The following is a 12,893-nucleotide window of genomic DNA, read 5'->3' as shown; positions in this document are numbered from 1 at the left end:
GGCGACGCGTAACTTACTGCGATTGCGTCAGCGGCGCGGTGCCGCCGCCCATTCCGACAAGGCGCTGGATCAGCGGCTTGGCGGTCGGCCCGATCCGGTCGCAGGCGCCGGGATCGTCCAGCAGCTTGAAGGCCGGCCCGTAATAGGTGCGGTCATAGGCCGAGGCATCCAGCCCCAGCTTGGCCGCCAGCCGGTCGCCCGTCCCGGTGATCAATGTCCATTCGCCGTCCGTGATCGCGTAATCCGGGCAGTTCGAGGTGATGACATTGACATTCGCCAGTTCGGCGATCAGCGATTTCGCCTCGGCATCGCTGAGACCCGAGACATCGGGAAGCTGCACGGTGACACCTCCATCGGCCAGTGCCGCCGTGGCGAGAAAGGCCAAGGCGCCGGTCGTGACCGCACCTGTCTTCATGGTCGCCCCCTTCGTTTGGTCTTGCGTTTCCGGGTCCATCCGGCCCGATCCGATCCGCCAGCGCAACCCAATTCGCCGTGAACTTGACGCAGCACAGGCGCAAGGATACGCGATTGACCAACAGCCAGAAGCATAGAGGATGCCTGCGATGACCACCTATTCCCTGCTGATCCTGCCCGGCGACGGCATCGGCCCCGAGGTCATGGCCGAAGTGCGCAAGGTGATCGGCTGGTTCGAGAAGAACCGCGGCCTGTCCTTCGCCGTCAGCGAGGATCTGGTCGGCGGCGCCGCCTATGACAAGCACGGCAAGCCCCTGGCCGACGAGACAATGGCCCGGGCGCAGGCGGCCGACGCGGTGCTGCTGGGCGCCGTGGGCGGGCCGAAATACGACAATCTGGACTTCTCGGTGAAGCCCGAGCGCGGCCTGCTGCGCCTGCGCAAGGAGATGGACCTGTTCGCCAACCTGCGCCCGGCGCAATGCTTCGACGCGCTGGCCGATTTCAGCTCGCTGAAACGGGACGTGGTGGCCGGGCTCGACATCCTGATCGTGCGCGAATTGACCTCGGGCGTCTATTTCGGCGAGCCGCGCGGCATTTCCGATGACGACACCCCCGGCAACGAGGGGGGCCGCGTCGGCGTGAACACCCAGCGCTATACCTCGGGCGAGATCCGCCGCGTCGCCCGCGCCGCCTTCGAGCTGGCCCGCAAGCGCGGCAACCGCGTCTGCTCGATGGAAAAGGCTAACGTCATGGAATCCGGCATCCTGTGGCGCGAGGAGGTGCAATGGGTCCATGACAACGAATATCCCGACGTGGAACTGTCGCACATGTATGCCGATAACGGCGCCATGCAGCTGGTCAGAAACCCGCGCCAGTTCGACGTGATCGTGACCGACAACCTGTTCGGCGACATCCTGTCCGACGCGGCGGCGATGCTGACCGGCAGCCTGGGCATGCTGCCCTCGGCATCCTTGGGGGCGCCGATGGCGAACGGCCGGCCCAAGGCGCTGTACGAGCCGGTGCATGGCTCGGCCCCCGACATCGCCGGCCAGGGCAAGGCCAACCCGATCGCCTGCATCCTCAGCTTCGCCATGTGCCTGCGCTATTCCTTCGACCTGGGCGCCGAGGCCGATCTGCTGGAGAAAGCCGTCGAGAAGGTGCTGGCCGACGGCCTGCGCACCGGCGACCTGATGGGCGCCGAGGGCGGCAAGCCGGTCTCGACCGCCGAGATGGGCGACCACATCGTCGCGGCGCTTTCGGCACTGTAATCGGCCGGCCGCGCCTGCCGGGACAGGCGCGGCCCCATCGCGGAGCGTCGGAGGGGCGCATGACGGCGGGCAATATCAAGGGCGCGCTGCTCGCCCTTCTGTCCATGGGGCTCTATTCGACCCATGACGTGATCATCAAGCTGCTGGGCGGAACCTATCCGGCGCTGCAGATCCTGTTCTTCTCGGCGCTGTTGTCCTTTCCGCCGCTGGCGGTGCTGCTGCTGCGCGATCCGACGCATGGCACCTTGCGGCCGCGCAACCCGTTCTGGGTCGGGCTGCGCTCGCTCTGCATTGTCGCCTCGGGCATCGGCGGCTTCTATGCCTTTTCAGTGCTGCCGCTGGCGCAGGTCTATTCCATCCTTTTCGCCGCGCCGCTGCTGGTCACCGTGTTGTCGGTGCCGCTGCTGGGCGAAAGGGTCGGGGTGCATCGCTGGCTGGCGGTCTGTGCCGGGCTTTGCGGGGTGCTGATCGTGCTGCGCCCCGGCGCGACGCCCCTGGGCCTCGGCCATCTGGCGGCGCTGATGGGGGCGACGGCGACGGCGCTTTCCGCGATCGCCGTGCGGCGCCTGGGCCGGTCCGAACGGACGGTGATCCTGCTGCTCTGGCCGATGATCGGGAATTTCTTGCTGACCGGCGCCTCGCTGGGTTTCGCCTATCGGCCGATGGAGCTGGGCGACCTGGCGCTGACCGGGGTGATCGCCGCCCTGGGTCTGGCGGCGGGCTTTCTGCTGATCCTGGCCTATCAGGCCGGCGAGGCGGCCAATGTCGCGCCGATGCAATATTCGCAGATGCTCTGGGCGGTGGCCTATGGCTGGTTTCTGTTCGGCGAGCGTCCGGACGGCCCGACGGTGCTGGGGGCGGGGCTGATCATGGCATCGGGGCTCTACATCCTGATGCGCGAGCGGCTGGGCGCCTCGCGGCTGCGCCCGGCGACACGGGCGCGCTTCGGCAGCGAGGCGGTGACCGCGCCGCGCTGGAGCCTGCTGCAACGCCTGCTGCGCGAGCGGGGCTGAGGCGGCTTGGCCGCTGCGGTTTTACAGGGCGAAGATGCAAGATTCCCCCTTGCATTCCGCCGCCCCAGCGGCTACCTGCCCCACACGGTCGGAGCGTAGCGCAGCCTGGTAGCGCACCTGCTTCGGGAGCAGGGGGTCGGAGGTTCGAATCCTCTCGCTCCGACCATTTTTCCCGTGATCAGAGGTAGATAGTTCTGCCTTTTTGATCACAAGAATTGCCTCTCCCTCCTATTGATAACCAATCAACTCACTGATTTTGCGTGATTAAAGAAACTTGAGAATGTGCTTGCCACCAGTGGTTATGGTTGGTCACAGAGAGGCTACCGGATTCGCCTTTCCGTCAAACGCCGGACATCTGAGCTGAGATCACCACCGACTAAGTATGACGACACTAAAGATCTCGGCCGCCTGCGTTTGCTATGCCGGACGCGGCCGCTCATCACCTTGCATCATAGCCGCCATTTTGCGAGACTCGATCGACGCGTTGGGCGGGAAGCTGACTTGCGGCGCGGCATTGCGCATGGCAATGACGTGCTCGATCTCGTGGAAAACTACTGCAAGCGGGCCGGACTGCCTCCCGCCCCCGGTATTGTCGAGCTGCCACATGGCGAACGGCTGATCCATGCGGCAGCCAATCAGTTCGGTCTGGTCATCGAATTGACGCTGGCGGCCATCGAACAGGCTTTCCTCAACGGGGCCCGCCAGCTGGCACCCCAAGATTTTGCCCGCGCCTATCACCTGCGGACCGCCTGCGACGACTCGTTCAACCCGTTCGTTATTCCCGATTTTTATCGGGTCGATGCGCGGCAGGTCTTCTCACGGGAGCAACGCTGATGTTCACCGCGACAAAACCGCTACCGTTGACGGTGCCCACCACGATAGGGGAATCCGCGACATCCTTCGCCTCTCGCCTAGCTCGGCGGAACGGCGTGCCCGGTTGATCGCCTTCTGCTCGGACGTTGGGATCGACTACTTCGCGCTTGTAAACGGCGATCCGGTCGAAATCCAAAGGTTGGCAGTTCTGGGCGATATCGATCCCGTCCCGCTGCAAGCGGCAACACCTTCCCTGATTGAACCGGGTTGGTTTCGACTCGGAAACGAACGCATCAAATTCACGGGGTTCATACGGACAACGCTTCGGATTTGCCCCATGTGTATCAGCGAGGTGCGCAACACGACAGAAATCGTCCATCATGGGGTCTGGCAACTCGCGGCGATCCGCACCTGTGTGAAGCACGGGCGCCATCTCGTTGCAGTTCCCAAGCCAAAGAACGGCAATGATTGTTTTGATCACGTCCCCATGCTCGACGGGTTTCAACCAACAGCTGGTGATTTGGCTGCGTCACAGGATCAGGAACTGGAGCGGTATTTGACCGATCGAATCCTGATCGGACCGGGAAAAAGCTGGCTGGACCGCTTGCCGTTTCATATTGCAGCGCAAACTTGCGAGATGCTTGGCGCGCTTCTGACCTTGGGACCAAGGGTAAAGCGAGCGGAACTTGCCGACGCGCAATGTGCAGCGGCCGGCACCGCTGGCTTGAGCATCCTTCGCGGGGGTCCGGAGGCGTTGCGTCAAAAGCTCAAGGAAATTCAGGACTCTCATCCGGTCGGGGAAAAACTCTACCGTTCACACTACGGCGTGTTCTTCGATTGGCTGCGCTTTCGCGACGATGACCGAGATTTTGACGTTGTGCGTGACGTTGTCCGGGAGTTCATTTTTGAGAACTTCCCGGTTACGGTCGGGTCCATTGTTCTGGGGAAGCCTTGTCCGGAGCAGCAGGTTCACTCCTTCTCCACGGCAAAGCAGGTGTTCGATATTCCTCACCATAGGCTCGGTCAGAAATTGGTCACATTGGGAATGGCAAAACCGCATGCGAGTGACAGGTTTTACACGCTGACGCGATATATCCCCACAGTCCTGCTTAACGACATCATCGCCGAGGTCGCCACGCGCCTAAGCGCGAGGGAAGCCGCACAGATCGTTGGTGTTGAAACGGTGGTGCTTGCGCGCATGGCAAGCCATGGCCTCATCCCAAAGCAATCGGAATATGGCAAAAGGTCGACGATCTACCGGTCCGAAGATTTGAAGGCGTTCCTGGAGAGGTTACGAGGTCTCGCGACCCGCGCCGGAGCGATCAAAGATCTTATCAACATCTCGACAGCAGCATGTCGGCGTGGCGTGTCGATCACGGCACTCACGAAGCTCATTCTTGAGGGCCGCATTCCGCTATATTTCGACGGAACTACCGCCGAAGATTTCCGAGCATTCCGAGTTCATCCAAGCTCTTTGAACGGTATCTACCGCCGACCCCAAGAACCCGTCGCATCCTCATGGAGCGTTGCTCGGCTTCTAAAGATCAGCAGGCCAACAGTTTATCGCCTGCGGCAAGCTGGCTTTCTTGCGCCCCCTACGAAGCGTAAGAGCGTCAGCATCAGAGGCGGTAAGTACAGCTGCAGAAAATCGCTTGAGGAATTTCAGGCAGCACATGTCTCCTTGAACGAGCTGATCGAACGGTCAGGTCGATCCGCTGACGACGAGTTCAACCATCAGATCTCCAATGGCGTGCTGCCGCTCCCGTTGGGATTACGTAGCACAATGATCTTTCGACGCGCCGACGTTGCGTAAACCCATGATCTGACAAAGCCGGCTATGCGCCGGCTTTGTCATGCGCACGGTGAGGCAACGCTAGCTGAGAAAAAGGGCAGGTCGAACTGCCGGTCTGTTTGGCCTGTTAAATGGCTTCTCCACAAATTCACAGTTTTCTTCATAATTCACAGAATACTTCATAGAATTAACCCCCGTCTGAGCGTCTGCATCCGGGATGCCCGACGCAGACGATGCCCTTCTGGAAGCCTTTGCAAAAATCCTGCGAAAGCAGCGGAATGCGGCTGGCCTGTCTCAGGAGGAGCTTGCACACAGAGCCGGAGTCAGCATGCGATATGTCTCACTCCTCGAGAGCCGCCGACACCAACCCAGCTTGGCGACCATTCATGGCCTGTGCCAAGGTCTGGGGCTTTCCATGGTAGAGCTTATCGGTGCGGTTGAGGCTGAGTTCAGCGAAAGGGGCCAGCACTGAGGTTGCCGGAATCGTGGCTGCTGTGAGATTGTGAGGGAAACGGCGGCAGCGATGAAGGTGCTAGCTTTGGCTCGGCTGCATGATCTGGCGCCATTTGGTTGCTGCCTTCGCGCTTTGTTACCTCGAAGGCAATGGCAACGCAGAAGCGCTGGTTCTCGACCCATGCGCCCATATCGGGTATTAAAGAGCTATGGCCACCACACCTGCCCAACAGCATCCTGATGCCGCCCTGATCCGAGACTGGGCACTGTACGGGCCTCGTGACCCAGAGATTGCAACGCTTGTCGAGCGCCTGGCTATCGAGAAGCAGATGCGGTTGGATGAAATCGAAAAGCTGATTGTCGAAACCCTTATCCGTGCGCTTTCTGACCAGAGCTAGGTGCAGCGGCACGTATCAAGCAGCTTCATCAGTTCGAGCTGGTCGAATGTGGCGCTCCACAATCAATCTAAATACATATTGTAAACAACACCTTAGGCATAATCCTTGTTGACTGCCCTAAATCTCGTGGGTATGCTGTGACCGCAGGCCCAAATCTGCTACGGCCAGCAGGCTTTCCTACCAGAACGGATATAGTCCAACTCATGGTTCAGCAGCGCCGACAAATCGCAGATCTCGTTCGCCAGTCGGATGTGAAAACCCGACTTCGGGAAGCCGGGTCGGGTATCAGTGCGATAAAGCCAAGCAGTGTTACCGTTGTCTCGCAGGGATATCGGCGTTCGGAGAATATCCAGCGGGCGATAGCGGAAAAGCTTGGCACCACACCCGAGAAGATCTGGCCCGACCGCTACGAACAGGAGGGCAACATGAGCAAATAAAAAAGCGAAGGCCCCAAAGGCTAAGCCCCGGGACCCTGCTCAGGTTTGTCGATTCTTCACTCCGACGCCTGAAGCATCCCAAAAATCGCACGCAAAGTCAATGACCGGCGCCATCCGCTTCGGTCGATGGCTGCGCAGTGCCTGCATCCGCCGTGATCGCCCGCTCCCGCGGGCGGCCGCCTGACAAACTGTTGCCAGGGATTTGACATGAACCCCTTCTTTCGCTTTCCCGTGCTGGCACCCGCCAGCCGGACCATTCCGGCGCGCTCGAAAGCGAGCGCCCGCGTGCAGGTCGTCGATGTGCGATCATTCCTGCCCCAGCCTGTCATCAGCCGGCTCGAATCCGGGCTGGAAGCCCATTGCTGGGACCAGTTGATTGCGGATCCCGAGATTCGTGAAGTTCAGGCGCAGCCGCCCGTCATCCGGTACCGCGACGCATGGGGCAGGCCCGCCGTCCATCACTTCGACTTTCGCGCCCATCTGGCCGACGGCAGTGCGCTTGCCGTTGCCGTGCGGCCACTGGCCCGCGTCCGCAAATACCGCTTCGAGGACACGTTGAGGCTTATCGCCTCGCAACTGCCCAGATCCTTCGCGACACGGGTCTTGCTGTTTACCGATGCAGACATTCCCCGGCCGGAGGTCGTGCCGCACGCCCCGACGACGCGCCTGATCGAGCGCGCCAGGGAACTCGGCGCGCCGATGATCCCAGCCTTTACCCATATGATTCTGGCTTGAGAGGGCGCCATGCAACATTTCAACATCAATCTCCTCGATCTCGTCATCCTTGATGGCGTGGAATATCGGCTTGCATCACATGAGCCCGAAGGGATCGTGCTGATCAGTGGGCCTATTTGTCGTCCTTGCCTAGAATGCCCCTGTCGGCGGTGACCAAGCATGTCGAAGCGGCAGAACTCTCCGGACGGGTGTTGGGTGTGCGAATGCCGGTGGATGACGAGCAGGCGGACGAGCCTTGGAAGATGCCCCCGTCGCGCCGCAGCACGCCACGACGCCTCGGTGTGGCCCTTCCGCAAACCATCAAGGTGACGATCGCCGATCAGATCTATATCGACCGGTCGGATCTGCCGACCGCTATGATCGCTCAGTTGGTGCGATTGGCGGCGTTCCAGAACCCGGAATTCTATCGCGCACAAGCAATGCGGCTACCGACATTTGGCAAGTCGCGAATTGTATCCTGTGCAGAACTGCACCCCCGACACGTCGCCCTGCCGCGCGGCTGCCTCGATGAAGTGATCGGGCTCCTTTCCAATCACGGAGCGACAGCCGATCTGGACGATTTGCGCGAAGATGGAACTTGTTTGCCAGAGACGGTTCGCTTCCGTGGCGAACTTCGCCAGCAGCAATCGCGCGCGTTTGATGCATTGGCCAAGCACGATACAGGCGTGCTCGCCGCCACGACCGCATTCGGAAAGACCGTCGTGGCCTCGGCGCTGATCGCGCATCGCGCTCGCAATACATTGGTTCTGGTCCATCGCCGTGAACTCCTCAGCCAGTGGGTCGAGCGCCTTGGGTCCTTTCTACAGATCGACCCGAAGCAGATCGGCACCATCGGTGCCGGAAAGCGCAAACCTACCGGTGTGATCGACGTGGCGCTGATCCAAAGCCTGGTTCGCAAGGGTGCAGTTGACGATATCGTTGGCAAATATGGCCATCTTGTTGTCGATGAGTGCCATCACCTGTCCGCTGCAAGCTTCGAGCTTGTCGCCCGCAGATCGAAGGCGCGCTACGTCACCGGATTGTCCGCGACAATCGCCAGAAAAGACGGGCATCACCCGATCATCTTCATGCAATGCGGTCCGGTGCGCCATCAGGTGAGTGCCAAATTACAGGCTGCCGAAAGCGGCATTCACCATCGGGCCCGTGAGCGTCATACAAGATTTCGATTGCCAGAGGCTCTCGCCATGGCCGAGCGCCCGTCAATTCCCGCGATCTATGCCGCTTTGGCGGAAGACGAGGCCCGAAATGATCTGATCTTTGACGATGTGCTGAAATCGCTGGAGGCCAAGCGGTCGCCGATCGTACTAACCGAGCGGAAGGATCACCTCGATTACCTTCAGCGGCGCTTCGCCCGGTTTGCCAAGAATATCGTTGTCCTTCGTGGCGGCATGTCCGCAAAGGACCGGAAGGCCGCGTATTCCGCGTTGAATGTTGCCGATGAGGACGAGCGTTTGATTCTCGCCACGGGGCGTTACATCGGCGAAGGTTTCGATGACAAGCGTCTTGATACCCTGTTTCTGACGATGCCAATCGCGTGGAAAGGTACGCTGGCGCAGTATGTCGGCAGGCTACATCGGCAGCACGGCGAGAAGAGAGATGTCCTGGTGGTCGACTATGTCGACAGCGCTGTCCCGGTCCTCGCGAGGATGGCCGCCAAGCGGCGAACGGGCTACCGTGCACTCGGATATGCCATGGAATAGTATCTGTCAGAAGTGGCATGGAGAGTAGCAATTTCCAATGAAACTTCGCCCATTCCGACACTGCGCCCAAGACAGTTTTCGTTCATCGGCTACCTGATCCAGTTTTCAACCCGCAGGCCGCGAACGCGGGAAAACTCGCCCGTGTTGTCAGTCACGAGGATTGCGCCTGCGGCGTAGGCATGAGCTGCGATCAACAGATCGTTCGGACCAATGGGCTTGCCAGCGGCCTCAAGCTCGGCACGAATGCCGCCATACTCCGCGTCAGCAGGCACATCGAGCGCCAGAACCTGCACACTTTCCAGTATCGCTTCGACATGCGCCAAGAGTTTCGCAGACCCTTTCCTGGCGCACCCATATCGCAGCTCTGCGGCTGTGATGATGCTCACGCAGATCGCATCCGGGCCGACCTCGGCAATGCGCTTTGCCGCGCTGCCGTCAGGATGTCGCAGCAGATCGGAGACGATATTGGTGTCGAGCATATAGAGGGTCAAATGTCGATTTCCTTGGCCGGGAGAAGCGTCTCGTCCACATCAGGAAACTGATCCTCTGGCCCGAGCGGGTCTAGTCCGGCCAGCACTTCAAGCAGGTTCTTGCGGCGCACCGGCTCGATGATAAGCCGGTTCCCATCACGATAGATGTTCACCCGATCCCCCGGCATCTCGAAGTCTGCGGGAATGCGGACGGCTTGGCTCTTGTTGTTACGGAAGAGCTTGGCTTCACGAGGCTCTGAATATGGCTGCGGATGCGGCATGATCGCCCCTCCTGTTCATGTGTATATGCAGAAACATATACATCATGCTGCGGAGATTTTCAACCTGCATCGCTGCCAGCCCCGTCCCTACAACCCATTTTGTGGAGAGAAGGCCTGAGCTGAAATGAAACTGAGACCCATGGGGGCAAGGTTGAACTCTCCTGGCGGGATCCGTCAATGATCGACCTGCACGCCCATTTTGCGTCGTGGCCGGCGTCATGGGTCTCGTTCCGAGCCCTGGCCGCGGGGCAATCTTCCCGCCAGCCTCGGCCGTTCTCGCGGATCGTGTTGATTTCGCCACCTTGAACTGCTGAGCCCGAGCGGCTGTGCCCTTGTCCACCCTGCCTTGGTTTCCTATCACGCGGCAATGAAACAGGAGGTGCGCTTGAAGGATTCCCACGATCTCAGCGGCCTGATCCGCTTCGCCGAAACCGATGCCACCTGGCGCCCGCGCTTAGCCAAGGTGGTGGATGAGCACCTTCTGCCTGCGCTCGAAGAATTCGAGATCGACTTCGAAGACTTGGCGGAACTTCTCGGCGAGCAACTGCCCTGGACGCTTTGGGGCTGTGCGTTCGAGGATTTCATTTCCCGTCGCTATGGCAAACATGGGCTCTCGGTGGTTGATGCCTATCTCGCACGAGGAAAAGGTCGCGAAGGCGCCGCAGCTCGGGAATACATGCTCGGGTTGCGTGATGCCTGGGCCAGCCTCTACGAGGTATCCGAGGTGATCCCGGGTCAGAGCATGAAATTGCGTGACCTTATCGCCGGGACGGCACCAGTGACCGTCACCGAACACAGCGCCACGCAGTCTCTGAACACCTGGGACCGCATTGCCGCCCGCGTGGTGCCAGTTGGCCATCATCATGTGATCTCCGGCGGATTGCTGATCTACCCTGCCGCCGCCTCGGAACTGCTCTTCGACGGGCTCCGGCAGGTGTTGAAATTGAAGCGCGGGCAGGATCCGAAGCTGGTGCCCGAGAAGCTGCAGGGCTGCGCACCGCTGTTTTCCAATGCCTGGCTCTTCAGCCAATTACCCGGTCTTCTCGATCCACAGATGCCGGACCTGACCAACACCGATGGCGATGATCTGCTATTCTGCGAGCTGCGTTTCCCCTTTGCCAAGGGCGTGCAGCAGGCACAGATCGCCGACATGCTGGACCGCATGCCAGAGCTGGAGTCCTGCGGGGCAAAGACCTGGGACTGGTTGGCGGCGAGCGTCGCAAATCAGGCAAGAGCGGCGGACTGGTGATCGGCAGCTTTGTCGGCGGTGGTACGGTGCTGGGGACGATCACGCTGAAGGGCAAAGCTCTGCTCCTGAACGTAAATTCGCGAGAGCGTGCAGAACGCGGCAAGGCCATGATCCAGGCGGTGGCCGGCAAGCTGCTTCGTCCTCAACTGACAGCGATCCAGACCGCGCAGCAGGTGATGCGTGACCAGCAATCGCAAGGCGACGGCCGACAGAGTGATGGCGAAGACCTGCCCCCGGAACTGGCGCGGGAGGTGCTGGCGGAGTTTCCGGACAACCATTATCACGCAATCCTTGACCAACCGGTTCCCGTGCTGGGGGACAAGACACCGCGACAGGCCGTGCGCAGTGCTGCGGGCAGAAAGAAGGTGGTCGATTGGCTGAAGCATCTGGAAAACGGCAGCGCGCGTCAGCCGGGCACGCCGATGGCAAACTATGATTTCAGCTGGATGTGGGACGCGCTTGGCCTGATGTCCGAGCGGCAATGACTTGCTTGGCAGAAACGATCACGTTGGTCTTATCTCAAATTACACAGCACCTCTTGCAATAAGTAACCCGATGGGCTACATGCAAGCATGCAGACAGTGGCGGAAACCCCTATCTTCACCCGACAGACCGAAAAGCTGTTCAATGAAGACGAGAAGCGGGAACTGATTGATTTTCTGGCCGAAAACCCCATGGCCGGTGATGAGATCCTTGGCACGGGTGGGGTGCGCAAGCTCCGGTTCGCGGCCTCAGGTCGAGGCAAACGGGGCGGTGCTCGGGTGATCTACTACTATCTGGATGAAACCATGCCGCTTTACGCGCTGCTGGCCTATGCCAAGAACGCGAGAAGCGACATGACCCCGGATGAAAAGCGCACGGTGGCCGCGCTGGCCACGGCGCTGAAGGCTGCATGGAAGGAAAGGAAATGAGCACGTTTGGCGAAGACCTGATCCAGGCCATGGGCGAGGCACTGGCCCATGCCAAGGGAGAAGGCCCCGCAATCCTGCACGAGTCGGTTGATCCGCGCGAGGTCAGGATGCGGGCGAAGCTGACACAGGCGCAAATGGCCCCATTGATGGGGATGAGTCTTTCGGGGTATCGAAAATGGGAACAAGGTCAGCGTCGCGTCTCTGGTCCTGCTGCCACGCTGCTGCGGGTGATCGAGAAAGAGCCCGGTGCGGTGCAGCGTGCCTTGGCGGGTTGACCCTGAATGCGTCGAGTAGCTGGAAGCCAACCGGAAATCACCCGCCTCCCGCATGATCGGATGAATGCCGACCAGCATTTCCAGGGGCACCCGATCATGCAGGCAGGAGCGCAATGAGCACTCTGAACATTCATCTGGACACGGGGGCCAATCTTCGGACAGGCTTCACCGAAACAGGCGAACTGGCCGTTGCAGTCAAGACCCGCGAGACGATCCCCACGCTGTATTTTCGCAGCTACGAGGATCTGCATCGGGTTCTCACACCTTCCCGTCTTAGGGTTGTCATGGCGCTTGCCGGGCAAGGGGTCATGTCCATTGACGAGCTTGTGCGCCGGGTCGGGCGCGATGCGCCAGCCGTGCATCAGGACGTTATCACGCTCGCAGATGCGGGGATTATCGATCATACTGAAAAAGGTGCCGAATTTCCCTATCGCGGCATCCACCTCGATTTCTGGGTGGATTTATCGGATGGGAATAATGCAACGGCATGAGCAATAAGCGATATCGGGAGAAAGCTTCATACGCTGCGGCGCGATAGATCACCTCAAAGCCTGTAAGATCACGAACCGAGGTCGAAGCCGTCATGAACCTCCCGAGCTTTGCCAGCCCCAACACGGCAACCCGCGTGCGAAGTGAAATAAAAGGCAGTCAACGAAAAACGCGCTAGCCAAAGCCACTGGATTC

General features: G+C 60.3%; 17 protein-coding genes and 1 tRNA gene. 15 read left to right on the top strand and 3 right to left on the bottom strand.

Features of this window, described 5'->3' with window-relative positions; genetic code table 11:
- Positions 1-13: 13 nt before the first annotated feature.
- On the bottom strand, positions 14-415 hold the full coding sequence (locus NBE95_RS03290) for a hypothetical protein (protein ID WP_289894449.1): 402 nt from the start codon (positions 413-415) through the stop codon (positions 14-16).
- 148 nt (positions 416-563) lie between these two features.
- On the opposite strand from NBE95_RS03290, the gene leuB reads away from it, so the two are divergent.
- The 10 genes from leuB to NBE95_RS03240 all read left to right on the top strand — a co-directional run bounded on the left by leuB (position 564) and on the right by NBE95_RS03240 (position 9,023).
- Positions 564-1,682 carry a 3-isopropylmalate dehydrogenase gene (leuB, locus tag NBE95_RS03285; RefSeq protein WP_289894448.1) on the top strand — a complete coding sequence of 373 codons (1,119 nt, stop codon included), beginning with the start codon at positions 564-566 and terminating at the stop codon, positions 1,680-1,682.
- A 59-nt stretch (positions 1,683-1,741) separates the two neighbouring features.
- The gene (locus NBE95_RS03280; protein WP_289894447.1) at positions 1,742-2,695 is read left to right on the top strand and encodes a DMT family transporter; all 954 of its coding nucleotides are present in this window, start codon (positions 1,742-1,744) and stop codon (positions 2,693-2,695) included.
- Positions 2,696-2,784: 89 nt separating this feature from the next.
- A tRNA-Pro gene (locus tag NBE95_RS03275) sits at positions 2,785-2,861 on the top strand.
- A gap of 335 nt (positions 2,862-3,196) precedes the next feature.
- The gene (locus NBE95_RS03270) at positions 3,197-3,529 is read left to right on the top strand and encodes a hypothetical protein (protein ID WP_289894446.1); all 333 of its coding nucleotides are present in this window, start codon (positions 3,197-3,199) and stop codon (positions 3,527-3,529) included.
- Between the two features lie 103 nt (positions 3,530-3,632).
- Positions 3,633-5,321 carry a TniQ family protein gene (locus NBE95_RS03265; protein ID WP_289894445.1) on the top strand — a complete coding sequence of 563 codons (1,689 nt, stop codon included), beginning with the start codon at positions 3,633-3,635 and terminating at the stop codon, positions 5,319-5,321.
- A 196-nt stretch (positions 5,322-5,517) separates the two neighbouring features.
- Positions 5,518-5,772, top strand: coding sequence for a helix-turn-helix transcriptional regulator (locus NBE95_RS03260; RefSeq protein ID WP_289894444.1), 255 nt, complete (start codon positions 5,518-5,520; stop codon positions 5,770-5,772).
- A 190-nt stretch (positions 5,773-5,962) separates the two neighbouring features.
- Positions 5,963-6,151, top strand: coding sequence for a hypothetical protein (locus NBE95_RS03255; RefSeq protein WP_289894443.1), 189 nt, complete (start codon positions 5,963-5,965; stop codon positions 6,149-6,151).
- A gap of 203 nt (positions 6,152-6,354) precedes the next feature.
- On the top strand, positions 6,355-6,588 hold the full coding sequence (locus NBE95_RS03250) for a helix-turn-helix domain-containing protein (RefSeq protein ID WP_289894442.1): 234 nt from the start codon (positions 6,355-6,357) through the stop codon (positions 6,586-6,588).
- 207 nt (positions 6,589-6,795) lie between these two features.
- On the top strand, positions 6,796-7,323 hold the full coding sequence (locus NBE95_RS03245) for a hypothetical protein (protein ID WP_289894441.1): 528 nt from the start codon (positions 6,796-6,798) through the stop codon (positions 7,321-7,323).
- Positions 7,324-7,526: 203 nt separating this feature from the next.
- Positions 7,527-9,023, top strand: a complete 1,497-nt coding sequence (locus tag NBE95_RS03240) for a DEAD/DEAH box helicase (protein WP_289894440.1) — start codon at positions 7,527-7,529, stop codon at positions 9,021-9,023.
- Between the two features lie 89 nt (positions 9,024-9,112).
- On the opposite strand, the gene NBE95_RS03235 is transcribed toward NBE95_RS03240, so the two are convergent.
- Together NBE95_RS03235 and NBE95_RS03230 are read right to left on the bottom strand one after the other, a co-directional pair.
- On the bottom strand, positions 9,113-9,514 hold the full coding sequence (locus tag NBE95_RS03235; RefSeq protein WP_024844294.1) for a type II toxin-antitoxin system VapC family toxin: 402 nt from the start codon (positions 9,512-9,514) through the stop codon (positions 9,113-9,115).
- The gene (locus NBE95_RS03230) at positions 9,511-9,774 is read right to left on the bottom strand and encodes an AbrB/MazE/SpoVT family DNA-binding domain-containing protein (protein ID WP_024844293.1); all 264 of its coding nucleotides are present in this window, start codon (positions 9,772-9,774) and stop codon (positions 9,511-9,513) included. The genes NBE95_RS03235 and NBE95_RS03230 overlap by 4 nt, the downstream gene beginning before the upstream one ends.
- 385 nt (positions 9,775-10,159) lie before the next feature.
- Here NBE95_RS03230 and NBE95_RS03225 point away from each other — a divergent pair, with 385 nt between their 5' ends.
- The 5 genes from NBE95_RS03225 to NBE95_RS03205 all read left to right on the top strand — a co-directional run bounded on the left by NBE95_RS03225 (position 10,160) and on the right by NBE95_RS03205 (position 12,700).
- A complete protein-coding gene (locus NBE95_RS03225; protein ID WP_289894439.1) occupies positions 10,160-11,023 on the top strand; it encodes a hypothetical protein in 864 nt (287 codons plus the stop codon).
- Positions 11,020-11,508, top strand: a complete 489-nt coding sequence (locus NBE95_RS03220) for a hypothetical protein (RefSeq protein WP_289894438.1) — start codon at positions 11,020-11,022, stop codon at positions 11,506-11,508. The genes NBE95_RS03225 and NBE95_RS03220 overlap by 4 nt, the downstream gene beginning before the upstream one ends.
- An 87-nt stretch (positions 11,509-11,595) precedes the next feature.
- The gene (locus NBE95_RS03215) at positions 11,596-11,934 is read left to right on the top strand and encodes a type II toxin-antitoxin system RelE/ParE family toxin (RefSeq protein WP_289894437.1); all 339 of its coding nucleotides are present in this window, start codon (positions 11,596-11,598) and stop codon (positions 11,932-11,934) included.
- The gene (locus NBE95_RS03210; RefSeq protein WP_289894436.1) at positions 11,931-12,209 is read left to right on the top strand and encodes a helix-turn-helix domain-containing protein; all 279 of its coding nucleotides are present in this window, start codon (positions 11,931-11,933) and stop codon (positions 12,207-12,209) included. Before NBE95_RS03215 ends, NBE95_RS03210 begins: the two co-directional genes overlap by 4 nt.
- Positions 12,210-12,322: 113 nt before the next feature.
- Positions 12,323-12,700: a hypothetical protein gene (locus NBE95_RS03205; protein ID WP_289894435.1), complete on the top strand. Its 378-nt coding sequence runs from the start codon at positions 12,323-12,325 to the stop codon at positions 12,698-12,700.
- The last annotated feature ends 193 nt before the right edge of the window (positions 12,701-12,893 follow it).

The sequence above is a fragment of the Paracoccus sp. TOH genome (genome assembly GCF_030388245.1).
GTDB lineage: Bacteria > Pseudomonadota > Alphaproteobacteria > Rhodobacterales > Rhodobacteraceae > Paracoccus > Paracoccus simplex.
The sequence above is the reverse complement of the archived record's forward strand: the minus strand, read 5'-3'. Positions and strand labels throughout refer to the sequence as shown.